The following is a 25,712-nucleotide window of genomic DNA, read 5'->3' on the forward strand; positions in this document are numbered from 1 at the left end:
TGTAGAAGCGTTGAGATTATTGAGACAATAAGTTTCAATTCTTTCAATAGTATCAAAATCAGGTTCATCAAAGAATTTGAAATCAAAAGAATTAAAGGCTGACTTGATGTTTAGTGAAAAATCTTGTATCATGTTTCTTGTATCATCAGTATCAACTGACGATTGAAAAGGAACAGTGTTAGAGGGGTAGGATACTTTAACGGGCTGTTTCTTTTCTTTTCCCTTTCTAAATATTTCACATGATTATCATACTACAATCAGATCACAAAAACAGGTGGAAGATTATGCCGTCATAAAAGGCACATTTTCCACCTGTTTATTAATTTAATTTGCGGTTTTATTAGTTTATATTATGGGTAGAGTTTGCGGTTTAACAACTACTTCACAAAATCAGGTTGATCAGACTCTTGCGAAAGAAGTAAAAGATAGAGCCCAGGTCGTTTTACAGCTACAGGAAACTTTATCATCACAGAAACAGCAAAAAGAAGCTTTAGATAAAGCTGTAGAAAAAAAGCAGAATCAATTAAAAGATGCACAGGACAAATACTACAAAGCACAGGCTGATTATAATAATTTGGCTGATAAGAATAAGGATACTTTAGATAAGTTAAAACAGGCTGAAGAGGACAAGGCTCAATATGAAAAAGACCTTGCCAGCTTAAATGATCAGTTGACTACTTTAAATAAAGATATTGAAACAGTTACTACAAAACTTAATGAAGAAAAGAAGTCATTAGAAAACAATAAGACTACTCTTAATCAGTTAAATACAGAAAAACAAAAACTAGAATCACAGTTAAAAACTTTTAATGATAAGCTTAATTCTTTAAAAGATGCACTCAATAAGCAGCCAACAACTGAAGAAGTAACTCAGTTACAGAAAGACATTGATACTCTTGAAAAGGATATCGATAATAAGACAACTCAGTTATCTACTTTAGACCAGGAAATTAACAGCTTAACTACTTCAATTGAAGCACAGACTACAACTGTTAATGAGACAACAAAGAAAAAGGATGACTTAACTAAGCAGTATGATGCTTTAACTACACAGGTTAATGAAGCAAAAACAAATCTAGTTACTGCAAAAACTAACTACGATGCAGCTAAAAAAGCAGTAGATGACCTCAACAATAATGTAGATACACCAGAACTTGCAAAATTAAAGTCTGAACTCTATCAATTACAGAAGCAGCTGTCTGCCTTACAAGCACAAGTGGACGCTACTAGCAGCAAGTTAAAAGCAGCTGAAACTGAATTAGCCAATGCTTATACAAAATATGATAACAACGTTGTCAACTTCTATAAAGAAATCTACAACAACACAGGTAATTTAGATGCTTATTATGCTTATACAGAATTAGAAAAGTATGATGGTATAAAAGTAGGATCAGCGACTATTTATGATAGCAAGAATTATGATAAGACAATGGCTTCTTTATCTGATTTAAAGGAAGCACTTAATTATATTAAGATGTGTAACCAGATTAGAGCATATGAAGGTGTAGCACCACTTAAAGTCTCTTATTACCTTATGAGTGTATCAGCTATTCAAAACCAGTATTCATCAGTGACCTTAGGTCATTCTCAAATATATCGTGTAGGTGAAAACCTCTACTGGAGTAGTCAAGATAACAATTCTGAAGATTTTCTAGATAAAAATGGTAATTTAGATGTTAAATCTCTCTATGAACTAGGAAAAAAACCAGACTCTTTTAATATTCAAAGCAACAACCCATTTTATGGTTGGTGGACTGAAGAGAAAATTTTATATGAACAGACACACAACGCAGATAAGGCTGGACATTATTTCAATATTGTTGATAAAAAATATACTTTAACAGGATTCAGTCACAATAATCAAAAGCATGATTTAGGTATGTATACTTGGGGGCAGGTATTTAAAGATAGTTTGAAATTAAACAACCTTAATGGAGAAGGACAAACTACTATCACAGGTCTTACAGTAGATGACTTTGAAAAGACACTAAATGCCTGGATTTTAAAGAAGGCTAATGGAGTTCAAATTGAACAGAATAAAGTTGATGCTGCAAAAACTGAAGTTGAAAAGGCGACAAATGCACTCAATGATAACAAGCAGAAAATCAGCACAAAACAGACTGAAATCAATAATTATAAGGATAATGTAAATGCACAATTTAAAGCTGCAGAAACGACTTATAACAACGCTAAGAACACATATGATAATCTAGTCAATAAACAATCTTCAGTAAAAGCTGAATTAGATAATACTTCTAGTACACTTAACGCACAAAAAGATGCTTTAACTAAACTAGAAGATCAGTTAAAAGCTGATAAAAAGGAGAAAGATACTTTATCTAAGCAAATCACTGATGAAAAGGCATTATTAGCTCAAAAGAAAGAAGAACTTGCAAATGCCACTAAAGATAAAGCTGAACTAGAACAGGCTCTTAAAGATGCGAATGCTGATGTTGATCGTATCACTGCTTTAATTGATGAAAATGATAAGAAGATTAAAGCACTTGAGTCAGAAATTAACGCTAACCAGCAGAATATCAATGCATACAATGCTAAGTTAAATACTTTGAACTCTGAAGTTACTAGTAAAGAAGCTGAAAAAGATGCATTATCTGCCAATATTGATATGTTAAATACTGCAATTAATGCATATAATAAACAGTTAGAAGAATGCAATAAGGCAAAAGATGCATTAGATGCTGCTAAAAACAATCTTGATAATGTTCATGCTGAATATGATCAGGCTGTTAAAGGCCAAAAAGCTCAAGCTGATGTCGTAGCTGATACTACTAAGAAGCTAGATAATGCAAATGAAAGTCTTGCAAAAGCTCAAAGGGCTACTGCTGACTGGAAAGGTATTAAAGCAGGTACTGGTGATCATTATGCACCTTATCATGATGAAGTATTAGATAACTTAATTGATACTGTATTAGTTTATGTAAGTGCGAAAGATGCTGCTGGTTCAATTGAAACTAAGCTTGCTGATGCTCAAAAGGACTATGATGAAAAGACAAAGAATTATGAAGATGCTTTAAATGCCTATAACGCAGCTCTTAATGAATATAATGACGCAAAGGCTGATTTAGATGCATTTGATGCAAAATATGGTATTGTCACAAAAGATACAATTACTTTGCCTAGTGAAATGACTTATACTGGTAAACAAATCAAACCAGAAGTTGTAGTTAAAGATAGTAAAGGTAACGTTGTTGATCCAAGTGAATATACAATCACTTATGGTGATAATACAGGAGTAGGGGAAGGTAGTGTTACTATTAAGTTAAGTGACGAGTATTATGTTGGTACTATCACTAAAACATTTAAGATCGTCTTAGCGTCTACCAATAAAGATGACAATACAACTCCACCTGCAGATAAGAAGGACGATGTCACAACTACTCCTACCGATAAGAAGGATAACATTACTGTCACTCCAACACAGAAGAATGATACTACAGTAAAATCTGACAAGACTTCTACTATTGTAAAAACAGGTGATTCATCACCAATCGTAATCTTTAGTCTTTTATCAATGCTTTCTATGTTCTTCTATACATTATTAAGAAGAAAAGAAAATAAAGAATAATATGAAAAGTACCCAGGCGTAATTTAGCGCTTGGGTACCTTTTTACTTCTATATAAAATAAAAACCTCGGATCAACCGAGGTAATTTTTAGATGGCGTCCACGAGGGGATTCGAACCCATGACCGCACGCTTAGAAGGCGTGTGCTCTATCCAGCTGAGCTACGTAGACATTTGTTTTTCTACTGCTCATGTATAATACCATGACTTTTTACATAATGCAAGCACTTTTTTCCATAAATATATGTGTTGCTTTAGTAAAGCATCTCACATATAATAAATATTAGTTTGATAAGACTAACAATTATTAGTTGAGACTAAGTAAGGAGATGAATATGAAAATTATTTGGATACTACTAGGATTTATATCTTTGATACTTGGAACTTTAGGAATTATACTACCTATTTTACCTACAGTCCCTTTCTATATGGCAACTGTATTCTGTTTTGCAAAAAGTTCAGATAAGCTTCACCACTGGTTTACGCACACAAACCTTTACAAAAAGCACTTAGATAGTTTTGTACAAAACAGATCTATGACATTAATGACTAAATGTAAAATCATGGGTATGGTTACAGCTATTATGTTAGTAGGGTCCATCTGTATGAAAAATGTACCTGTAGTAAGAATATGCATTGCAATTGTCTGGATTTTCCATATTCTGTATTTCTTTTTCCGAATAAAAACGATAAAGAAAGAAGAAATAATCAATGAATAAAGTAGAAAAAAAGAGAATTAAAGAACAGGAAACGATTGAAAAGATGATTCATATCTATTGTATAAAGAATCATCATACAAAAGAGTTATGTTCTGAATGTAAGGAATTAGTGAATTATGCAAAAGCACGTAGTCAAAGATGTCCTTTTATGGCAGAAAAGACATTCTGTGCACATTGCAAAGTGCATTGTTATAGGCCTGAAATGAGAGAAAAAATCAGACAGGTCATGCGTTTTAGTGGTCCTAGAATGATCATCTATGCCCCTAAAACAGCTTTATGGCATATGCTATGTACTATAAAAGAAAGGATATTAAAATGATTAAAACCAGACTTATAAAACTATTGTCTCACTCTAAAAAATATATTATTTATACAGTATTCTGGCAATGGATTTCATTACTCGCACAGATCACTGCTGTATTTACTATTACAGACTTATTGGGTTATGTATTAAATAATACGCTTACTATAAGTCATCTTAAATCTACATTTTTATTATTACTAGGAGTCATAGTGATTCGCTATACATGTGAACGTATGAGTGCTCGTACATCATACCTAGCAAGTGTGGATGTAAAACGTATATTAAGAGAAAAGATTTATGATAAGATGCTTAAACTCGGAGCCTCTTATAATGAATATGTGTCTTCTTCTGAAGTAGTACAGGTGTCTACAGAAGGTGTAGAACAATTAGAAACATATTTCAGCAAGTATCTCCCTCAATTATTTTATAGCTTACTTGCACCAATCACATTATTCATTATATTAAGTCGGGTAAATCTAAAAGCAAGTCTCGTACTATTAATCTGTGTACCACTTATTCCTATGTCTATAGTAGCTGTACAGAAGTTTGCGAAAAAACTATTAAGTAACTATTGGTCTACTTATACAGGACTTGGAGATTCATTCTTAGAAAACTTACAAGGATTAACAACTCTTAAAATATATCAGGCAGATAAGATGAAAGCAGAAGAAATGGATCAAGAATCCGAAAAGTTCCGTAAGATCACTATGAAGGTTTTGACTATGCAGCTCAATTCTATTAGTGTGATGGATATTGTCGCTTATGGTGGTGCTGCAGTTGGAATGACCATTGCTTTATTAGAATATCTCCATGGACATATTAATATGCAGGGTACTCTCTGTATCATTCTTCTAGCCAGTGAATTCTTCCTTCCATTAAGATTACTTGGATCTTTCTTCCATATCGCAATGAATGGGATGGCAGCGAGTGATAAAATCTTTAAGATTCTTGATATTCCGGAAATAAGTTCTGGAAAAGAAGTATTATCTGATCATAGTCTAGATATCTTATTCAAGGATGTTCATTTCTCTTATGAAGAAAATAGAGAAATATTAAAGGGTATTGATATGACATTACCAAAAAACTCTTTTATTTCATTAGTTGGAGAATCAGGATGTGGTAAGAGTACTATAGCTGGTATTCTTGCTGGAAAGAATAGAGGATATACAGGTGATATCACAATTGGTGGTACTCCCTTAAAGGATGTCAATGAAGAAGATTTAATGAAGCATATTTTATTAATTAGACATAACAGCTATTTATTTAAAGGGACTGTAGAAGAGAATCTTCGTATGGCTGATCCTCATGCTACAAAAGAAGAAATGAAAGCAGTACTAGAAAAAGTAAATCTTTTAGGATTTCTTAACTCACAGGATGGTATAAAAACAAAGTTATTAGAAAAAGCATCTAACTTGTCGGGTGGTCAGTGTCAAAGATTAGCCCTTGCTCGTGCTTTACTTAAAAAAGATGTATCTGTCTATATCCTTGATGAAGCAGCTTCTAATATTGATATTGAAAGTGAAGAACTGATTATGAATGTCATTCATGAATTAGCCAAAACAAAAACTGTATTACTTATTTCTCATAGACTTGCCAACGTAGTAAAGAGTGATCATATCTACTTCTTACAAGATGGACAAATCAAAGAACATGGTTCACATACTGAATTAATGAATCAGAATGGTGCCTATAAACATTTATATGAAGCACAGATGGCTTTAGAAAACTATGGAAAGGAAGGAACTGTATAATGAATAAAACAAATCGTAGAAGTGCTATTCAAATTATGGGTCAGTTGATTGGTTTAGTTAAACCACTCCTTATTTTTATGATTGCTGCCATTCTTCTTGGTACTGTTGGCTATTTATGTGCAATCTTCCTGACTATCCTTGCAGGACAGGTACTTGCTCATGGACTTATTCCACAATTATTTTTTCGCATAAGAAATCCACGTCTTGTCTTTATGCCTGTTAAAACAATCTTGACTATAATGATTGTGATTGCTTTATTACGCGGTATTCTGCATTATATCGAACAATACTGCAATCATTATATTGCCTTTAGATTACTTGCCATTATTCGTCATAAGGTCTTTGAAGCATTACAGAAGCTCTGTCCCGCTAAGCTAGAATCTCGTGATAAAGGAAATCTTATTTCTATTATTACTACAGATATAGAATTATTAGAAGTATTCTATGCACATACTATTTCTCCTATCTGTATCGCATTTCTCACTTCTTTATTTATGGTGCTCTTTATTGGACATTATCATTATTTAGCTGGATTACTTGCACTTATTGCTTATATTATTGTTGGTGTGATTATTCCGGTTATTAATGGCAAACTGGGAAGTGCTGAAGGGATGACTTTTCGTAATAATTTTGGTGAATTAAACAGTTTTGTATTGGATTCCTTACGTGGATTAGATGAAACAATCCAATATAATCATGGTGAAGAAAGAAAACAGGAAATCATTGAACGTTCTAAGCAGCTTGCAAAACAGCAGGAATACTTAAGCTATAGAGAAGGGGCTCAACGTTCTATCACAAATACAGTTATTCTTTTAGCTTCATTTGGTATGCTTTTCTTAACGCTATTCCTTTATCTTAATCATGAATTAGGTTTTGAAGGTATTATTACATGTACTTTATCGATGATGGGTTCATTTGGTCCCGTAGTCGCTTTATCAAGTCTTTCTAATAACCTCACTCAAACCTTAGCAAGTGGTGAACGTGTTCTTTCACTTCTTGAAGAAAATCCTCTTGTAGAAGAAGTAGAAGGGGACAAAGAAACTACTGATTCCTTTAAAGGAGCTACACTTAAACATGTTACTTTCTCATATGATGATGAAACAATCCTAGATGATTATTCATTAAAACTAGAACCTGGTAAGATTACAGGAATACATGGTGTGAGTGGTTCTGGTAAATCTACAATACTAAAATTATTAATGCGTTTCTGGGACGTGAATCAAGGCTCTATTACTGTAGATGAAGAAGAAATTAAAGATATTCCTACAAAACATTTACGTAATATGGAAAGCTATATCACACAGGAAACTCATCTCTTCCATGTCTCTATCGCAAATAATATTGCGATTGCGAAAAAAGATGCTACTCATGAAGAAATCATGGAAGCTTGCAGAAAGGCTTCTATTCATGATTTTATCATGACTTTACCTAAAGATTATGATACAGAAGTAGGGGAATTAGGTGATACACTATCTGGAGGAGAGAAACAAAGAATTGGAATTGCGCGTGCATTCCTACATGATGCACCAATGATTCTTATGGATGAACCAACATCTAACTTAGATTCACTCAATGAAGGTATTATCTTGAAATCATTAAAAGAATCTTCAAAACAAAAAACAATTGTTCTTGTATCACATAGAGCATCTACAATGAATATTGCAGAAACTGTTTATGAGATGAAGGATGGTAGAATTTCTTAATAAGAGGATGTTCACGCATCCTTTTTTCATGTTAAGATAACTATGAGGTGAACAAATATGTTATAAATTTTGTGGCGAAAAACCCACACGCTTGCATGTGGGATGAAAGCCACATTTCACTTGATAAATACTTAGAAAAATGATATATAATCTATGTATATTAAAGTATAGAAAGTCAACAGATCATTAGTAAAAGTAACTATGATATAAACACACATACAATAAAACAACTATCACTGTAATCAGAAAAATCCTAATAATGCTGCACATATAGCGAACAATAATAACCATGCAGAACTGTGCAATCCTAATAATTCAGCATATCATTCAAGTTGTGGGAAAAAGTAATGGCACGAACTAAAAGTGACAATGTACAAATAAATATTTCCATTCCTGCTGGATGGAAAACAGAACTTGAAACCCCTGCACGTATCTATTCTGTTGAGGAAGGTGAGAGTATCATATTTCTTGACTTGCTGCGTAGAGGAATTCAAGAAAATATCAATTAGGTGAACAAGACAGTGAGAAACAATATCATAGTGCTTCGTATTGAAAATATCTGATACAGTATCACATCATCAGGTATTCTAAATTCATATTTCTGGTATTAAAAGGTAATGTAGAGGAAATATTGAAACAGATATTACAGAAAAATCTATTATCACATTAAGGCTCTTGTTGTAATGCCTGACCATATACATGTCTTTGTAGATGTACCACAGACTGCTGCTTTCTGTGATGTTGTAGGGACTTTTAAAGATATAAGTGCTATTGAACTATTCAAGGCATTTCCACAATTAATACAATTCTGCAGGATGCGGTATTTTATATCTACAGTAATTAAGATATTAAGGAGCAGAAAAATGATGACTGATAAAGAACATAAAAGACATCTTAAACAATTTCATAAGCTTTCTGACAGGCATATCTTGGTTGCTGAAACTGATATGTCTTCTTCTGATATACAAAAAGTTGTAAAGCTTTCGAATAAGATCAGAAAAGCAGGTAACGAACTTGTAGGTCTTATGAGAAAGAATTATGACCAGCTTATGCGTACAAAGAGATACCGCAAATTATTATTTCTGTATGGTAACACTAAAGATAGGGATAAACGAAAAACTTATGCCAAACAACTTAATGAAATGCAGAAAGCTTATAATATTACATGGGAATACTGCAGAACATCCATGATTCCAATAGGCAAGAAATATGGCGTAGACGCTGTATTTGCTCTGACTAAGGCCGAAGATATATGGCGTGGCATGGAAAAATGTTTATATGGTAATGGTAATATCTTACATTTCTCAAAATATGGAGAACTTCCTTGTATTCGTGCAAAGCAGATCAACCGTGGTATACCTATATCCGTTACAGATAATAAGCTTCATTTCAAACTTGGCAGGATGATATTTGGAATAAAGGTTAATGATAGATTCCAGCAGGATGAAGTAGATGCCATTTTATCATATCTTGCCGAATCTGAGATTTTGGATGACAGGGCTGCTAATACTCTTATTAAAGATGGCTGTTGCATAGATACATACAGACCCTGCTATGCTACGCTTGTTCCCAGGATGATAAGAGGTAAATACAGAGTATATCTGCATCTTACTATTGAGGGTAAAGCAAAGCAAAAGTATGATAAGCATGGCAACCGAAGACATAAGTTCGGCAAAGGTATTATAGGTGCTGATATTGGTACACAGACTGTTGCTTATACATCTGATACGGAAGTCGGTCTAAAAAACCTTTCAGAGCGTGGCAGCAGTATTCAGACTTCTGAGAGAAAAGAACGTCTGCTTCACCGTGCTATGGACAGGTCAAGACGTGCAACTAATCCTCAGAATTATAATGATGATGGTACTGTTAAAAAAGGCCGTAAGACTTGGAAATATTCCAATCATTATAGAAAGCTGAAATCAAAACACTCTGAACTATGTCGCATCAATGCCATAAACAGACAGCTTGCAATAAATGAAGACGCTAACCATTTAAGAAGTCTTGGAGATGTATTTATCACAGAACCCAAAAATGCAGGCAGGCTTATGAGACGAGCCAAAGAAACTATGGTCAATAGTAAAGGCAAGTTTAATAGGAAAAAACGTTTTGGCAAATCCATAAAGAACAGATGTCCTTCTGGGTTTCAAGCTGCTGTAGAACAGAAATTCAAGGTATCAGGTGGTATATATATTGAAGTATCTAATGATTACAGAGCAAGTCAATATGATCATACTGTTGATGACTATATTAAAAAGAAACTATCTGACCGAATGTATAAGCTGCAAGATGGTACAGAGGTACAAAGAGACTGGTATTCATCATTCCTATTATACTGTTATGATTACAGAACCAAAGATATAGATAAAAACAAATGTATTTCTGAATTTTATAAGTGTTACAGCAAAGAAAAAGCTTTAATCGAATGGATTAAGGTTAACGAGATCAAGGTATTAAATAGCGGAATTAAGATAGCGTAAAACATATTCAGGGAGATTGACTATACTTCCTTACGAAAGTAGAAATTTACCGTTAATGTGGTCGCTGGACTGCTTGGTAATGAAAGTTCTGATTCAAATAGATTTACACTTGTAACTCCAAAGTCTGAAAATGATGTACGATTACAAGCTACACTTGGCAATCAGATCCCCACGGGCTTGCCCGTGGGAGTAGTCAGGTGATTATCATGTACATACTATCTATAGTGATGATTCTGTTTATGAAATGGAAGAAGTTGTAAAGGATGGCATTAAAAGAGATGTGGATGATCCTCTTGGTCCTGTATATCTCAATGGACAACCCATAACCAATGTTGATTATCCTAAGTATTATGAAGAATATCTGTATGTAAAAGAAAAGTATAAAGATCAAATTACACTAAAGCTAGGTTTAGAATTTGGTATCCAGGTACATACAATTAACCAATATGAAGCATTATTTAAAGCTTATCCCTTTGATTTTATTATCCTTTCTATTCATCAGGTAGATGATTTAGAACTCTGGACAGGAGATTATCAAAAAGGGAGAACTGAAGAAGAATATTATACACGATACTACCAGGAATTGTATGATGTAGTAAAGAACTATAAAAATTATAGTGTTCTAGGTCATATGGATCTCATGAAGCGTTATGATGATCATGATGGCTATGATAGCTTTAATAAGCATAAGGATATCATTACTGACATTCTAAAAATCGTCATCAAAGATGGCAAGGGAATTGAAATCAATACATCATCAGTACGCTATAAACTAGATGATTTAATGCCTTCTAAAAATATACTTAAACTTTATTTAGAACTTGGTGGTACTATTATCACAATAGGGAGTGATAGTCATCAGGAAGATCATTTAGGTGCCTATATAGAAGATACTAAAAAGCAGTTAAAAGCATTAGGGTTTAAACAGTATTGTACATATAATAAAATGATTCCTGAGTTTCATAATTTGTGATATTTAAATTATATTGAACAATACACATTTTTTCATATTTTTGTGTAAATAATGCGTGTTTTTATGTAAAAAAGCACTTGCAATACATCTCTTGGCATGTTATTATACATGAGCAGTCAAGAGAGATGTCTACGTAGCTCAGCTGGATAGAGCACACGCCTTCTAAGCGTGCGGTCATGGGTTCGAATCCCCTCGTGGACGCCATCTGAAAATCACCTCGGTTAATCCGAGGTTTTTTTATATTAAAAAAAAATATTTAAAACGCCTATAAATAGGCATTATGAGCAAATACTTCAACGCATCATATTTCTAAATCCTTTATAATCATAGATGTAGAAAGGTTTTGGTGATAAATATGAATAAAAATAATTACTCTTTATATCGTTTAATGAATATCTATATGAATGATTCTCTTGCAGGAATCCGTTTCTTCTATAATATCAAATGGCCTCAAGGATTTGCTTGTGAAGAATGTGGTAGTTCTCATTATATTTATGATGAGGAAAATAGATGTTTCATCTGTGCTCATTGTGGACATAAAGAAGATTTACTGGCACATACTGTTTTATCAGAATGTCTTGATAATCCTAATTCTCTTGTCTTAGGACTTTATCTATGTCTTACAAGCAAGCGTAGGGTGACTCAAAAAGAACTTGCCCAGCTTGTAACTATTCCTACTAAAAGTGCTGCAATACTTATCAAGAATACAGAAATGATTGATGAATGTAATATCCAGGAGGATATTATTAAGAAGATGTTTGAAGTAACTGAAAATCCCTTATTAAAAAATGTATCTTATAGTAATAAGAATGACTCAAATCGTGCTATAATACCAACGAAAGCAGGGTGATTTGTATGACAGAAACAACAGGTTCAATTATTAATATAGTGAATACTGGTCAGGTGATTACATTGACTGTAAAGTATATAGTTGATCATCACGTTTATTCATTTAAAGAAGAAGCTGTATTAAAGCCAGCAAGACAATTATTATTATTTAAATCTAAAAGAAAAGTACCTGTATTAGGTACTTTAAGAGTAGGACAGGAAGTCACTGTCTATTATGATGAAAAACATCCAAGTACTGCTTATCTTAAAGATAATGCGAGATAGAATGTTTATAAGTTTCTAGGAAAATGATAAAGGATAGAAAGCATAGCCATTCAAACAAGCCTGTAATATCTGCAAGAAAGTATAATACAGTCGTTAACATAAGACATAATGATATCAATAACTGCAGGAGCTTATAGGCTAAGTAAGTATGAGTTTGATGTAAATCATAGAGAAACATTGCAAGAGTAATGACTATGAATACAATTCCAATAAAACCTATATAAGTATGACATTCTGAAAAGAAGTCATGACTTGATCTTTTAAAAGGCATAAAAAGACTTATAAGAAGACATAGACCTGATATATGGACAAGTGCTTTACGTTTTGTGATTTGGTATAACTGATACCAGTAATAGATTAAAAACACAAAGAAGAAGCACTGCATTGGATAATGATATTGTGGCATGCTCATGACTCCAGATAAATTATTATGTATTAAACTGAGTCTTGAAGCAAAATATGCCAGTATTGTAAGAAAAATGATATGTACCATAAAAACCTCCTGCTTCATTATAACCGCTTCTATTTGAGAAGAATAGAAAGATATGCTAAAATATATTAAATGTGATAGGTTGAACATATTGAAAGGAGTATTATGAAACACAATAATGTTAAAATCATGCCTCTAGGTGGACAAGCCGAAGTAGGCAAGAGTATGTACAGTATAGAAGTAAACGGAAAGATTTTCATCATTGATGCAGGTTATCGTTTTCCGGATTTAGATAAGCTTGGTGTTGATATCATCATTCCAAGTTTTGATTATTTAATTGAAAGAAAGAAGGATATTGTCGCCATCATTATCACTCATGGACATAATGATGTTATGGCGGCATTACCTTATTTATTAAATGCTATTCAGGGTGTTCCTGTATATGCGCCTAATTTAACTGCAGACCTCATTGAAATGATGATTGATCATTATCAAAGACATCAGAAAAAAAATCTTCATATGGAACTCATTCGTGTAAAACGTGATGAATCTATTAAGATTGCTGGTATTCCAGTAGAATTCTTCCCTGAAACACATTCTATTCCTGGAAGTGTTGGTGTAGCCATCTGGACTCCTGATGGATATGTTGTATATGGTGGAGAGTTCATTATTGACTTTGGTTCTCCTGAAGGATTTAGATGTAATATCCAGAAGATGATGGAAATTGGGAAGAAGGGCGTTCTTGCCTTAATGGTTGAATCATCAGGTGCAAGTAATCCTGGTTATACTTCTCCAAATCATAAGCTTACAAATAAGATTGAATCTATGTTTGAAGATGCATCTGGTAGAATTATTATTTCTTCTTATGCCCAGAACGTCTTTAGAACAAAAGAAATTGTAGAACTTACTAAGAAATATCATCGTCAGATTGTCTTCTATGGTCGTGATAAGTATGATCAGACAAATAGCATTATTCGTTTAGAAAAGACAACACGTGAACCAGTTATTACTGTGCCAAGTAAATATCTAGGTAAGAAAGAAAATGTAGGTATTCCAGCAAAGGATTCTAACTATGTTATTTTATTAAGTGGTGCACCTAATACAATCTATAATGATATTTGTGATATTTTAGATGGTGGAGATGAACTATTAAAAATCAGAGAAGGGGATACATTTATTGTTGCTTCTCCAGTACTTCCAGGTACTGAAAAAATTGCGAATAAAGCACAGAATGATTTATTTAGAACTCCTGCTGATGTTCATATTCTTAAAAATAAAGAATTACCATCAATGCATGCTTCTATCGAAGATATCAAAGTATTTATTCAGTTATTTAATCCTAAGTACTATGTTCCAATCAAAGGTGAATATCGTCGTTTTGTAGCTAATGCACATATTGCTAATGAAATGGGCATTGATAATGATCATATCGTAATATTAGATAATGGTGAAAAGTGTGCTTTTGAAAATGGACAGTTAGATGAAAATCGTGAAGTCATTGAAATCGAAGATGTCATGATTGATGGTATTGGTGTAGGTGATGTTGGAGAAAAGGTTATTGATGACCGTATCCAGTTATCTAATGACGGAATTGTAGTAGTAGGTGTCACTATTGATTCACGTACTAAAGAAATCATTGCCCAGACAGACTGTCAGACACGTGGATTTGTTTATTTAAAAGATTCTGGTTATGTCATTAAAGAAATTATTAATATCTGTGAGGGTGTTGTTTCTAAGTTAAAGGATGATCCTCAAATGGATGTTCAAGATATACGTAATGAGATGAAAGAATTATCTATGCGTTATATTATGAAAGAAACAGGTAAGAAACCTGTATTCATTGGTGTTGTAGTAGAAATATAAGCAGGATTTATTCCTGCTTTTTAAAACTACGAAAGGAAGTGAAAACATGGCTGAAAAGAAAACAAAGAAACCTAAAAAAGCACCTGTATCCAAACAGCCAAAAAAACAAGAAGAACCTAAATCTAACAAGATCAAAGTAAGACTCATCGCCTTATTCTTATTGTTTATATTCTTTATTAGTATATGCCAATTAGGAATAGTAGGGGGATTCTTCCATACACTCATGGTTTATATTTTTGGTAGTATGATGATTTATCCAATTCTTATTATACTCTCTATTATATCTGCTTATTTTGTAATAAAGGGAGAAGCACCTCAATGGAAAGGACCACAAGCTATAGGGCTTGTTATGATGATTATTGGTATCTTACTTATTTGTACGTATGCAGGTAATATGCATTCTACAGGTAGTATGAATAACTATATAAAGCATGATGGTGTAACAAGTGGTGGTTTAATAGGTTCATTATTATATGCACCACTAAGTGCTTTATTTTCTCCTATTGGAACTCTTATTTTTGGTATTATTTTACTACTAGCCGGTCTTGCATTATTCTCTAGTAAGTATATTCATCAATATAAGATCAAGCAGAATGAAAAAGAAGCACAGGATGCAGTAGAAGTATTTGAAAACAAGAAAGAAACATCTAAAGTAAAGGATTTCTTTGCACCTAAGCAAAAAGAAAAGGGATTCTTCCCTGATAAAGTATTTGAAGAGAAAGAACCTTTAAAGGAACCTGATATAGATCTTACTTTTAATCAAAAGAGTATGCGTTTAGATATTGAAAAGAAGAAACCTAAAAAGATGGAATACAAGGATGGTGTTTATCAGCTTCCTTCATTTGATTTATTAAATCCTATTCGTAATACAGGTAACTTATCAGAAGAAGCCAAACATGCTAAAAGTACAGGAAAGATTCTTGAAAACATGTTTGAAGAATTTGGTGTCAATGCGAATGTAGTCCATCTCTATATTGGACCTACAGTTACTAAATTTGAAATTAAGCTAGAAGCAGGTACACGAGTTAATCGTATCTTGCAGTTGCAGGATGATATTCAGCTTGCATTAGCTGCCAAAGAAATTAGAATTGAAGCACCTATTCCAGGTAAACCTTATGTTGGTATTGAAGTACCTAATAAGACAGCCGCTATGGTCCCATTTAATGAAGTTTATCAGCTTTCTATGCGTGATCATACATGGGATAACAAGTTAGCTGTTCCACTAGGTAAAGATGTATCTGGTAACCTGATTGTCGCAGAACTCAATAAGATGCCTCATTTACTTATTGCAGGGGCGACTGGTTCAGGTAAATCAGTCTGTGTGAACTCTATTATTACTTCTATTCTTATGAAAGCAACACCAGATGAGGTAAGACTTATTCTGGTTGACCCTAAGAAGGTTGAATTATCTAACTATAATGGCGTACCTCATTTATTATCTCCTGTTGTCACTAATCCTAAAAAAGCAGCAGGTGTATTACAGCAGGTTGTTGCAGAAATGGAAAGACGTTATGAAGTCTTTGCTGATAATGGACAGCGTAATATGGAATCCTATAATATTTATGCAAGAACGTTCAATGAAAAGGCTAATGATGAAGATAAAAAAGAAATCATGCCTTATCATGTTGTTATCTTAGATGAAGTTGCTGATTTAATGATGGTCGCTTCTAAAACAGTAGAAGACTGTATTATGCGTATTTCACAGATGGCTCGTGCTGCAGGTATTCATCTCATTGTCGCAACACAAAGACCATCTACTGATATTATTACTGGTGTTATCAAAGCTAATATTCCATCACGTATTGCCTTTGCAGTATCTTCAAGTGTTGACTCACGTACAATATTAGATGCAACAGGGGCTGAAAAACTACTTGGAAAAGGAGATATGCTCTTTAGTCCAATGGGTTCTAGCTCACCAGTGCGTGTACAGGGTGCATTTGTGGCAGATGAAGAAGTAAGTCGTGTTGTAGAGTTTGTTTCTAAACAGATGGATGCAAATTATGATGATAATTATGTCAATGCGAAAGAAGTATCCAACGGTGGCTCTTCAGTCAATGATTCTTTAGATGATACAGAAGAAGAATATGAAGAATGCCGTGAATTCGTCATTAAGGAACAACGTGCAAGTACTTCTTTATTACAAAGAAGATTCAGAATTGGCTACAATAAAGCAGCTCGTATCATGGATCAATTAGAACAAAATGGTGTAATTGGCCCACAGATAGGTTCTAAACCAAGAGAAGTTTATATTCGAGGTTATAGTGAAGAAGATATTTAAGATATCTTCTTTTTTTGATTAATTAAGCGTTAACACTTTATAAAGTAGCAATAAAGTGTTAAAATTAATATATATCAAAAGGAGGAATTGAATAATATGAAAAAGCTTATGGCATCTGCTGTAGTACTTTCAATGGTACTCGTTGGCTGCGGTTCTAGTTCTAAAAAGGACACAAAAAAACCAGAAATCGCTTTGATTACTGACTCAGGAGGAATTAACGATAAGTCGTTCAACCAGTCAGCATGGGAAGCAGTAAAAGAGTATGGAACAAAAAATGATAAGGGTTATAAATATTATAAACCTGCTTCATTCGATACTGCTGGTTATAAGGATCAGATCAAGAACGCTGTTGATAATGGTGCAAAAGTCGTTGTTTTACCAGGTTTCAAATTTGCTGCTGCATTAGGTACAATCCAGAATCAAGAAAAATACAAGGGTGTTAAGTTCGTTGCGATCGACTTCACACCTACTGATGAAAAAGATAACGCTGTAGATGTTGCAGATAATGTTTACAGTGCAACTTATAAAGAACAGCAGCCAGGTTATTTAGCTGGTTATGCTGCTGTAAAAGAAGGCTACACAAAGATTGGCTTCATGGGTGGTATGGCACTTCCTGCAGTAATTAACTATGGTTATGGTTATTTACAGGGTGCTAACGACGCTGCAAAAGAATTAAATATTAAAGTTTCTGCAAAATATACTTACACAGGTACATTCAATGAATCACCAGAAATTAAGACTAAAGCTACTGGATGGTACAATGGTGGTACTGATGTAATCTTTGCTTGTGGTGGACAGATTTGTAACTCTATCTTCGCTGCTGCAGAAGATACAAACAAAAAGTCTATCGGTGTAGATAGTGACCAGAAAGATGATTCAAAAACAGTTATTACTTCAGCTATGAAGGGCGTTAAACAGACTGTATTAGATGAAATCACAAATGCTTTCAATAACAAGTTTGAAGGTGGCGCTCATGTATTAGGTGCAGAAGGCGACTACATTGGTCTTTCAACTGATTTCTCAAGATTAAAGAAATTCACAAAGAAAGATTACGAAAAAGTATTCAAAGAAGTTAAAGATGGCAAAGTAAAGATTATTACTTACTCAGATGTTGATGAAAATGCAAAGGGTGATCCTAATACAAAAGTATTAAAGGATGCTTTAACTAACGTAACAGTATCTTATGAAAACTAAATAGAATCTGTAAAAGTGGCTTAAATAGCCACTTTTTTTGATTAAGAAAGATAACAGATAGGCAAAAAAGATAGATTTCTCATATTATAAAAGAATAATTTTTAGCATACACCCAAAAAAATAAGGACCAAAGCTTATATGCTCTAATCATTATTTGCTTTTTCAATAACGGCTTCCATAGATTTTCACATGCTTATCTAAACTCATTTACAAACTCAGTTTTATAACTTGCACCAACTGTTTTCACATTGCTTATTAATCAAAGTTGCCCTTATTGATTCATTTAAAAAATTAATTTTAAAGCACTAAGAATCAAAACAATGAGCGATAAAATCTGAACGATTGTGGTAGTGTCTTTTAATACCCTGTTTCACTTTTTTATTTTAGTCATACCCTCTCTTACCAAATCCTATCATATTAATAATTTTACACATATAAACATTAATATCATTCCAAGCTCTTATCAAATTTATTATTTTGTATATGTTTCTTTATATTCAAAAATACATTTAGTTATTTTTAAAGTGAACAATTTATAGTATAATATGGTCAGAGGTGAGAATATTGGAATATGCTATTGAAATGCTTAATATCACAAAAGAATTCCCTGGTATTAAAGCTAACGACGATATTACTCTTCAAGTAAAAAAAGGCGAAATTCATGCTTTATTAGGTGAGAATGGTGCTGGTAAATCTACTTTGATGAGTATTTTATTTGGTCTTTATCAGCCTGATATGGGTGAAATAAAGATTAATGGACAAAGCGTTAAAATCAATGACCCAAATGATGCCAATAAATATAACATTGGTATGGTGCATCAGCATTTTAAACTTGTTCATAATTTCACTGTTTTGGAAAACATTATTTTAGGGGTTGAAGAAAAGGGGTTATTTGGTAAGCTCAAGACAGATAATGCGCGTAAGAAGGTGATGGGCTTATCTGAAAAGTATCATTTAAACATTGATCCAGATGCAAAGATTGAAGATATTACTGTTGGTATGCAGCAGCGTGTAGAAATCTTAAAGATGTTATATAGAAATAATGATATCTTGATTTTTGATGAACCTACAGCAGTACTCACTCCACAGGAAATTGATGAGTTAATGAAAATCATGAAGGAACTTATTAAGGAAGGTAAATCCATCATTTTCATCACTCATAAGTTAAATGAAATCAAAGCAGTAGCGGATCGCTGTACAATCATTCGTAAGGGACGTTATGTTGGTACAGTCAATGTAGCTGATGTGACTAAAGAACAGTTATCAGAAATGATGGTTGGTCATAAGGTAAACTTGACAGTCACTAAAGATGAACATGAACCATCTGATGTTGTATTAAAGGTTGACCATTTAAGCTATCAGCCTAAGACTTCAGATAAACTTCTTTTAAATGATGTTTCATTTGAAGTAAGAAAAGGGGAAATTGTTTGTATTGCTGGTATTGATGGTAATGGTCAGAGTGAATTGATTTATAACTTAACTGGACTTGAACAGCCTAATATGGGTCATGTTTACTTAAATGATGAAGAAATTACACATAAGAGTATTCGTTATCGTAATGATCATGGTTTATCTCATATCCCAGAAGACCGTCATAAACATGGGTTAGTTCTTGATTATACTCTTGGTGAAAACTTGATTTTAAAATCATATTATAAGAAAGACTTCCAGAATCATGGCATTATTAATTTTGATGCAATGAATACTTATGCTGATCATCTTATTGAAGAATATGATGTACGTTCAGGCGAAGGTAGAAATTCTATTGTACGTGGTATGTCCGGTGGTAACCAGCAGAAGGCCATTATTGCGAGAGAAGTAGAACAGAATGATGACTTACTTATCGCTGTACAGCCTACACGTGGTCTAGATGTTGGGGCTATTGAATTTATTCATAAGCAGATTGTTAAGACAAGAGACAACAATAAAGCAGTATTACTTGTGTCACTTGAACTTGATGAAGTTATGAACTTATCAGATCGTATTTTAGTGATGTATGAAGGGGAAATCGTTGCGGATCTAAATCCAAAAGAGACTACTATTCAGGAATTAGGACTTTATATGGCAGGTTCTAAGAGAGGAGAAGGTTATGAAAAGTAATAAACCCGCTTTAATGGAACGTGCCAGCTTCAAATCAATTGTGTCTTCTTTAATCGCAATTTTAATGGGGCTAGTCGTTGGTTTTATCATTATCTTAATTGCTAATCCTAGTGATGCATTACAGGGATTATCTATTTTATTAACAGGTGGCTTTAGAGAAGGGTTATCTAGTATTGGACAGGTTATTTATTTAGCTGTACCAATCATGATGACAGGTCTATCTGTTTCATTTGCTTATAAATGTGGTGAATTCAATATCGGTGTTCCTGGTCAGTATTTAGTAGGAAGCTTCACTGCTGTATTTATCGCATTAAGAGCTACTTTTATTCCAGATAACTTAGTATGGATTTTTGCTATTTTAGGTGCAGGTATTGCTGGTGCTTTATGGGCACTTATTCCTGGTATCTTAAAAGCAACTCGTAATGTAAACGTTGTTATTTCTGGTATCATGTGTAACTATATTGGTATGTTACTTGTTATCCAAGGCATTAAAGCCACTATCTACAACTCTACTGGTGCAGAAAGTTATGCTGTATCTAAAGCACGTAGTATTCCTGGATTTGGCTTAAATCAGATCTTTGGTGATCGTGTTAACCTTGGTATTATCATTGCAATCTTACTTTGTGTACTTGCTTGGTTTATCATGAATAAAACTACTTTTGGTTATGAACTAAAAGCATGTGGTTTCAATAAAGATGCAGCAAGATATGCAGGTATGAACGAAAAGAAATGTATCGTTTTAGCCCTTATGATTTCAGGATTCTTTGCTGGAGTAGGAGGAGCCTTAACATACTTATGTGGTACTGGTAAAACATTACCAATCACAGAAACATTACCAAACGAAGGCTGGAACGGTATCCCAGTTGCCTTACTTGGCTTCTCTAATCCAATTGGCTGTATCTTTGCTGCCTTATTCATCGGTTATATGAATGTTGGTGGTAACTACATGCAGGCACTTAATATTGCGATTGAAGTTATTGATATTATCGTTGCTGTTATTATCTACTTTGCTTCATTCACACTATTCATTAAAGCCTTATTAGAACGTTATCAAAGAAATAAAAAGAGAAAAGCAGAAATGCAGAATGAAGGAGGTAAAACAGAATGAGTTTAGTTTATTTCCTTTTTGCTCAGACTTTACTATTTGCCATTCCATTAATGATTGTTGCTTTGGGTGGTATGTTCTCTGAACGAAGTGGTGTTGTTAACTTAGCCCTTGAAGGTATTATGATCATTGGTGGTTTTGCTGGTGTATTCTATTTAAATTATATGCAGTCTAATGATATTCTTCATGGTCTGCCACTATTATTAACAGGTTTACTTATTTCTGGCATTGTCGGTATACTATTTAGTATGCTTCATGCCTTTGCAGCCATTCATTTAAGTGCTGACCAGACTATTTCTGGTACTGCATTAAATATGCTTGCTCCAGCACTTGGTATCTTCATCGCAAAAACTGTACAGGATGGTATGCAGAACGTTTCATTCACTAATGAATTCAGAATTTCTGAAGTGCCTGGTTTAAGTAGTATTCCAGTACTTGGTGATTTATTCTTCAAGAACTGCTACTTTACTACATTCCTAGGCATTGCGATTCTTATCATTTCTTGGTATTTCCTTATGAAAACTAAGACTGGTTTAAGAATCCGTTCTTGTGGTGAAAACCCTCAGGCAGCAGATGCTGCAGGGATCAGTGTTTATAAGATCAGATATCTAGGTGTAGGTATTTCTGGTTTCTTAGCTGGTATGGGTGGACTTATTTATATTCTACCTATCTCTACAGAATTCACCTGTACTGTTGCTGGTTATGGTTTCTTAGCCTTAGCCGTATTGATCTTTGGTAACTGGGCACCATTAAGAATTGCTGGTGCAGCATTCTTCTTTGGTTTCATGAAGACATTGTCTTATACATATAACTCAGTTCCATTACTTGCTAAAATGTCTTTACCTGATACAACATATAAATTAATTCCATATGTTGCCACTTTAATTCTATTAGCATTCACATCTAAGAACTCAGCTGCGCCTCGTGCAGATGGTGTACCTTACGATAAATCTAAACGTTAATAGAGTCGGACTCCTTAGGGAGTCCTTTTTTCTTGCACTACTATACAAAAAAGTTATAATGAATAGAGAAAGAAAAGAGGTATACAATGAACAAGATCTATCAAATGAATGGATATCAACTTCACTTGATTTCATCTAAGAAATTTAAAGATATTACAATCTCTGTTCGTTTTAAAGGACGTTTTACAAGAGAAACAGTCACAAGTAGAAGTGTTCTAGGATTTTTAATGATCACTGGAACTATGAAGCATCCAACACAAAAGGACTTATCTAGAACACTAGAAGATTTATATGGTGCAAATCTTTCTGCTAATATTTCTTCAGCAGGTAAAGGTCATATTATTACTTTTAAGAATACATGTGTTAATCAGGAATTCCTCCCTATCAATGAAAATCTACTCATTAAACAGGTAGATTTATTAAATGAATTAGTAAATCATCCTTATATTGTAGATGGCCATTTTGATGAAGAAATGACTGAACTCAAGAAACAGGAAATCACATATCGTATTATGGCTGATATGGACGATAAGATGGGCTATGCCTTTGATCGTATGGTAGATTATATGGGCAGAGGAAATGTGCTAGGATTACGTTCTACAGGCTATATAGAGGATATGGAAAACATCAATGCTTATACTCTTGTAGAAACATATAAAGATATGATTCAAAATGATGATAAGCATGTTTATGTAGTAGGGGATATAGATGAAAGTATTATTTCTATCTTCAAAGAAAAGCTACAATTCCCAGAAGTGAAACATAATCCTTATCCTAGCGCCTATATGTATCAAAATGATCGTAAACATCTTTTAGATATTATTGAAAAACAGGATATCGTTCAGTCTAAGCTCGTTATGGGTTATAAGGCAAACTGCTGTACCTTAAGTGAAAATACAGCTGCAATGAGCGTATTTTCTAATTTATTAGGAGGTTATTCTCAATCTAGACTATTCCAGGTAGTCAGAGAAAAGAACAGCTTATGTTACTTTATTCATTCAAGTTATGATCCAATGAATGGTATTATGACCATTGCCGCAGGTATTGATATGAATAATTATGATAAGACTAAAGAGTTAATTGGAAAACAGATAAAAGACTTACAGGATGGGCATATCACTGATGAAGAATTATCAATGGTAAAGACTATGCTTATCAATGCATTATCTAAAGTAGATGATGATCCTGATGCCATTATCTCATTCAACTGGAGAAGAGATATTATTAATAGTCAGGATTCAATTGAAGACAAACAGAATGCAATTAAAAATGTCACAAAAGAAGATGTCATCAAATGTGCTCAAAGTATAGAATTAGATACCATCTATTTCTTAACTGGAAAGGAGTTCTATGAAGAAAACTTATTATCCAACAATTAAAGAAACACTCTATCATGAAAAGATGAGCAATGGACTTAATGTCTATTTGATGCCAAAAGATGGCTTTACTAAGACATATGGTTTGTTTTCAACACGTTTTGGTTCTATTGACCGTAGTTTCATTCCTCTAGGAGAAACAGATTTAATCACAGTACCTGATGGTGTCGCTCATTTTCTAGAACATAAGATGTTTGATATGGAAGATGGAGATGCCTCAGAAAAGTTTGCTGCACTTGGTGCGAGCAGTAACGCCTTCACTTCTCATAGCCGTACTGCTTATTTGTTCAATACAGCTGCGAATGTTGATGAATGTACTGAATTATTATTAGATTTCGTGCAGGAACTCAATGTTACACCTGAAAGTATTGAAAAAGAAAAGGGCATCATTAATCAGGAAATAGGCATGTATAATGATGATCCTGACTGGCGTGGTTATTTTGGTGCCATCAGCAACCTTTATCATAATCATCCTGTTAGAATTGATATTGCAGGTACTGTTGAAACAGTGGCAGAAATTGATTATGACATCTTACAAAAGTGCTATCATACATTCTATCATCCATCTAATATGATGTTATTTGTGTCAGGAAACTTTGATCCAGAACACTTAATGTCTATTGTTAGAGATAATCAGGCAAAGAAAGATTTCAATGATATGCCACCAATTGTAAGAGGAGATCATAATGAACCAGAAACCATCTTTAAAGCTTATGAAGAAAATGAGATGGATGTTACTATGACTAAGGTCAATGTTGCAATAAAAGTCAACAATGTGCCTGAATCACCTGAAGAAAAACTCAAAAGACAACTTTCATTCTATATTTTCATGGATATGTTATTCTCTAAGAGCAGTGATTTAAGAGATGAATGGACTAAGAAGGGACTCATCAATGATTCTTTCTTCACTAACTTCTCACAGGAACGTGATTTCTCTCATATTATTTTTGCAGGAGATAGTCCTAAACCTGAGGAACTTCTATCTTATATACATAAACTTATTGAAGATATTCCTCATATGACACTGGATGAAGAAGCATTCAATAGAATGAAAAGAAATAATATTGGCACTCTTATTGGCTTCTTCAATTCTGTTGAAACAATTGCTTCATTATTTAGCCAGTACTATTTAGAAGGTATTAATTTATTTGATCTGTTTGAGGCCTATCAGGCTCTTACTATCGATGATATTAAAAATATTTTACCCCTATTTTGTAAGGATTTAACATCTAATTTTATTGTCAGACCACTTAAGGATAACGCCTAGATGTTGACTAAAAAGGTGCTTATGCTATAATGGTGGTGACCTGAGAGTATATGGATTTCCTACATTTTTGATAAGGGAACCTGATTGTTAGAAAGACGGTGTTGAAGACCTGCTACGAGTAGGGATCCTAAAGTTTTTCACAAGGTGCCCACCTGTATTTAACAGGGATAATCAACGCCTCTTAGGTCTTTTCGTTTGTTTAAATTATACAGGAGGTCGTTATGGCTATTGATCAGAAACTTATCAATGAAATTAATGCACTTGCTCATAAAAAGAAGACAGTAGGTCTTACACCTGAAGAACAGGTTCGTCAGCAGAAGCTTAGACAGAAATACCTAAAAGAATTTAGAAGAGGCTTTGAACAGCAGCTTCAGAGTATCAAAGTTGTTGATGCAAATGGTAACGATGTCACTCCTGCTAAAGCAAGAATGCATAAAAAAGTAAACTAGACAGTCTTTGTGAAAAGATTGTCTTTTTTATTGCGCAAAAAATGGTTTACACATCAATAAAATTA

19 protein-coding genes, 2 tRNA genes, 1 other RNA gene and 1 pseudogene are annotated in these 25,712 nt (G+C 33.5%); 21 read left to right on the plus strand and 2 right to left on the minus strand.

Annotated features, from left to right (window positions below):
• Nucleotides 1-352 precede the first annotated feature (352 nt).
• The gene (locus tag H8909_RS02655; protein ID WP_187011719.1) at nt 353-3,586 is read left to right on the plus strand and encodes a CAP domain-containing protein; all 3,234 of its coding nucleotides are present in this window, start codon (nt 353-355) and stop codon (nt 3,584-3,586) included.
• A gap of 92 nt (nt 3,587-3,678) precedes the next feature.
• Here the strand turns inward: H8909_RS02655 and H8909_RS02660 are convergent.
• Nucleotides 3,679-3,755 (minus strand) — tRNA-Arg (locus H8909_RS02660).
• A 163-nt stretch (nt 3,756-3,918) separates the two neighbouring features.
• Here H8909_RS02660 and H8909_RS02665 point away from each other — a divergent pair.
• The 10 genes and pseudogenes from H8909_RS02665 to H8909_RS02715 all read left to right on the plus strand — a co-directional run bounded on the left by H8909_RS02665 (nt 3,919) and on the right by H8909_RS02715 (nt 12,623).
• Nucleotides 3,919-4,302, plus strand: a complete 384-nt coding sequence (locus H8909_RS02665; protein WP_238928199.1) for a YbaN family protein — start codon at nt 3,919-3,921, stop codon at nt 4,300-4,302.
• Nucleotides 4,295-4,621: a nitrous oxide-stimulated promoter family protein gene (locus H8909_RS02670; protein ID WP_187011721.1), complete on the plus strand. Its 327-nt coding sequence runs from the start codon at nt 4,295-4,297 to the stop codon at nt 4,619-4,621. Before H8909_RS02665 ends, H8909_RS02670 begins: the two co-directional genes overlap by 8 nt.
• The gene (locus tag H8909_RS02675; RefSeq protein WP_187011722.1) at nt 4,618-6,357 is read left to right on the plus strand and encodes an ABC transporter ATP-binding protein/permease; all 1,740 of its coding nucleotides are present in this window, start codon (nt 4,618-4,620) and stop codon (nt 6,355-6,357) included. The genes H8909_RS02670 and H8909_RS02675 overlap by 4 nt, the downstream gene beginning before the upstream one ends.
• Nucleotides 6,357-8,060 (plus strand): amino acid ABC transporter ATP-binding/permease protein, encoded by a 1,704-nt coding sequence (locus H8909_RS02680; RefSeq protein ID WP_187011723.1) that lies wholly within the window; start codon nt 6,357-6,359, stop codon nt 8,058-8,060. Before H8909_RS02675 ends, H8909_RS02680 begins: the two co-directional genes overlap by 1 nt.
• A gap of 347 nt (nt 8,061-8,407) precedes the next feature.
• Entirely contained in the window at nt 8,408-8,569 is a 162-nt protein-coding gene (locus H8909_RS02685; RefSeq protein ID WP_187011724.1) for a hypothetical protein, read from the plus strand.
• A gap of 174 nt (nt 8,570-8,743) precedes the next feature.
• The gene (locus H8909_RS02695) at nt 8,744-10,537 is read left to right on the plus strand and encodes a transposase (RefSeq protein WP_202985886.1); all 1,794 of its coding nucleotides are present in this window, start codon (nt 8,744-8,746) and stop codon (nt 10,535-10,537) included.
• A 211-nt stretch (nt 10,538-10,748) separates the two neighbouring features.
• Nucleotides 10,749-11,510, plus strand: a pseudogene (locus H8909_RS02700) (histidinol-phosphatase HisJ family protein); the annotation flags it as partial.
• 127 nt (nt 11,511-11,637) lie between these two features.
• A tRNA-Arg gene (locus tag H8909_RS02705) sits at nt 11,638-11,714 on the plus strand.
• Between the two features lie 151 nt (nt 11,715-11,865).
• Entirely contained in the window at nt 11,866-12,360 is a 495-nt protein-coding gene (locus H8909_RS02710; protein ID WP_117457998.1) for a hypothetical protein, read from the plus strand.
• Between the two features lie 5 nt (nt 12,361-12,365).
• Complete coding sequence (locus H8909_RS02715; RefSeq protein ID WP_117457999.1) at nt 12,366-12,623, plus strand: DUF3592 domain-containing protein; 258 nt, start codon at nt 12,366-12,368, stop codon at nt 12,621-12,623.
• Here the strand turns inward: H8909_RS02715 and H8909_RS02720 are convergent.
• Nucleotides 12,604-13,116, minus strand: coding sequence for a hypothetical protein (locus H8909_RS02720; protein ID WP_117458000.1), 513 nt, complete (start codon nt 13,114-13,116; stop codon nt 12,604-12,606). The two genes, H8909_RS02715 and H8909_RS02720, sit on opposite strands and share 20 nt — an antisense overlap.
• Nucleotides 13,117-13,218: 102 nt before the next feature.
• Here H8909_RS02720 and H8909_RS02725 point away from each other — a divergent pair, with 102 nt between their 5' ends.
• From H8909_RS02725 to H8909_RS02770, 10 genes are all read left to right on the plus strand, one after another.
• Nucleotides 13,219-14,916, plus strand: coding sequence for a ribonuclease J (locus H8909_RS02725; protein WP_187011726.1), 1,698 nt, complete (start codon nt 13,219-13,221; stop codon nt 14,914-14,916).
• A 46-nt stretch (nt 14,917-14,962) separates the two neighbouring features.
• A complete protein-coding gene (locus H8909_RS02730) occupies nt 14,963-17,194 on the plus strand; it encodes a DNA translocase FtsK (protein WP_187011727.1) in 2,232 nt (743 codons plus the stop codon).
• 96 nt (nt 17,195-17,290) lie between these two features.
• Nucleotides 17,291-18,388: a BMP family lipoprotein gene (locus H8909_RS02735; protein ID WP_187011728.1), complete on the plus strand. Its 1,098-nt coding sequence runs from the start codon at nt 17,291-17,293 to the stop codon at nt 18,386-18,388.
• Nucleotides 18,389-18,952: 564 nt separating this feature from the next.
• A complete protein-coding gene (locus H8909_RS02740; RefSeq protein ID WP_187011729.1) occupies nt 18,953-20,488 on the plus strand; it encodes an ABC transporter ATP-binding protein in 1,536 nt (511 codons plus the stop codon).
• Nucleotides 20,478-21,596: an ABC transporter permease gene (locus H8909_RS02745; protein ID WP_187011730.1), complete on the plus strand. Its 1,119-nt coding sequence runs from the start codon at nt 20,478-20,480 to the stop codon at nt 21,594-21,596. The genes H8909_RS02740 and H8909_RS02745 overlap by 11 nt, the downstream gene beginning before the upstream one ends.
• Nucleotides 21,593-22,555 carry an ABC transporter permease gene (locus tag H8909_RS02750; protein WP_187011731.1) on the plus strand — a complete coding sequence of 321 codons (963 nt, stop codon included), beginning with the start codon at nt 21,593-21,595 and terminating at the stop codon, nt 22,553-22,555. The genes H8909_RS02745 and H8909_RS02750 overlap by 4 nt, the downstream gene beginning before the upstream one ends.
• Nucleotides 22,556-22,641: 86 nt before the next feature.
• Nucleotides 22,642-23,934: an EF-P 5-aminopentanol modification-associated protein YfmF gene (gene yfmF, locus H8909_RS02755; protein WP_187011732.1), complete on the plus strand. Its 1,293-nt coding sequence runs from the start codon at nt 22,642-22,644 to the stop codon at nt 23,932-23,934.
• Entirely contained in the window at nt 23,906-25,198 is a 1,293-nt protein-coding gene (gene yfmH, locus H8909_RS02760; protein ID WP_187011733.1) for an EF-P 5-aminopentanol modification-associated protein YfmH, read from the plus strand. The genes yfmF and yfmH overlap by 29 nt, the downstream gene beginning before the upstream one ends.
• A 34-nt stretch (nt 25,199-25,232) precedes the next feature.
• Nucleotides 25,233-25,390, plus strand: a non-coding RNA gene (gene ssrS / locus H8909_RS02765) — 6S RNA.
• A gap of 29 nt (nt 25,391-25,419) precedes the next feature.
• Nucleotides 25,420-25,647, plus strand: a complete 228-nt coding sequence (locus H8909_RS02770) for a DUF896 domain-containing protein (RefSeq protein ID WP_187011734.1) — start codon at nt 25,420-25,422, stop codon at nt 25,645-25,647.
• The last annotated feature ends 65 nt before the right edge of the window (nt 25,648-25,712 follow it).

It is taken from the genome of Catenibacterium faecis (assembly GCF_014306455.1).
Lineage (GTDB): Bacteria > Bacillota_I > Bacilli_A > Erysipelotrichales > Coprobacillaceae > Catenibacterium > Catenibacterium mitsuoka_A.

What these genes read in the sequence shown, in the direction of transcription:
- H8909_RS02655 (WP_187011719.1), top strand. Translation starts at nt 353, where the DNA reads ATGGGTAGAGTTTGCGGTTTAACAACTACTTCACAAAATCAGGTTGAT.
- H8909_RS02665 (WP_238928199.1), top strand. Translation starts at nt 3,919, where the DNA reads ATGAAAATTATTTGGATACTACTAGGATTTATATCTTTGATACTTGGA.
- H8909_RS02670 (WP_187011721.1), top strand. Translation starts at nt 4,295, where the DNA reads ATGAATAAAGTAGAAAAAAAGAGAATTAAAGAACAGGAAACGATTGAA.
- H8909_RS02675 (WP_187011722.1), top strand. Translation starts at nt 4,618, where the DNA reads ATGATTAAAACCAGACTTATAAAACTATTGTCTCACTCTAAAAAATAT.
- H8909_RS02680 (WP_187011723.1), top strand. Translation starts at nt 6,357, where the DNA reads ATGAATAAAACAAATCGTAGAAGTGCTATTCAAATTATGGGTCAGTTG.
- H8909_RS02685 (WP_187011724.1), top strand. Translation starts at nt 8,408, where the DNA reads ATGGCACGAACTAAAAGTGACAATGTACAAATAAATATTTCCATTCCT.
- H8909_RS02695 (WP_202985886.1), top strand. Translation starts at nt 8,744, where the DNA reads ATGCCTGACCATATACATGTCTTTGTAGATGTACCACAGACTGCTGCT.
- H8909_RS02710 (WP_117457998.1), top strand. Translation starts at nt 11,866, where the DNA reads ATGAATAAAAATAATTACTCTTTATATCGTTTAATGAATATCTATATG.
- H8909_RS02715 (WP_117457999.1), top strand. Translation starts at nt 12,366, where the DNA reads ATGACAGAAACAACAGGTTCAATTATTAATATAGTGAATACTGGTCAG.
- H8909_RS02720 (WP_117458000.1), bottom strand. Translation starts at nt 13,116, where the DNA reads ATGGTACATATCATTTTTCTTACAATACTGGCATATTTTGCTTCAAGA.
- H8909_RS02725 (WP_187011726.1), top strand. Translation starts at nt 13,219, where the DNA reads ATGAAACACAATAATGTTAAAATCATGCCTCTAGGTGGACAAGCCGAA.
- H8909_RS02730 (WP_187011727.1), top strand. Translation starts at nt 14,963, where the DNA reads ATGGCTGAAAAGAAAACAAAGAAACCTAAAAAAGCACCTGTATCCAAA.
- H8909_RS02735 (WP_187011728.1), top strand. Translation starts at nt 17,291, where the DNA reads ATGAAAAAGCTTATGGCATCTGCTGTAGTACTTTCAATGGTACTCGTT.
- H8909_RS02745 (WP_187011730.1), top strand. Translation starts at nt 20,478, where the DNA reads ATGAAAAGTAATAAACCCGCTTTAATGGAACGTGCCAGCTTCAAATCA.
- H8909_RS02750 (WP_187011731.1), top strand. Translation starts at nt 21,593, where the DNA reads ATGAGTTTAGTTTATTTCCTTTTTGCTCAGACTTTACTATTTGCCATT.
- yfmF (WP_187011732.1), top strand. Translation starts at nt 22,642, where the DNA reads ATGAACAAGATCTATCAAATGAATGGATATCAACTTCACTTGATTTCA.
- yfmH (WP_187011733.1), top strand. Translation starts at nt 23,906, where the DNA reads ATGAAGAAAACTTATTATCCAACAATTAAAGAAACACTCTATCATGAA.
- H8909_RS02770 (WP_187011734.1), top strand. Translation starts at nt 25,420, where the DNA reads ATGGCTATTGATCAGAAACTTATCAATGAAATTAATGCACTTGCTCAT.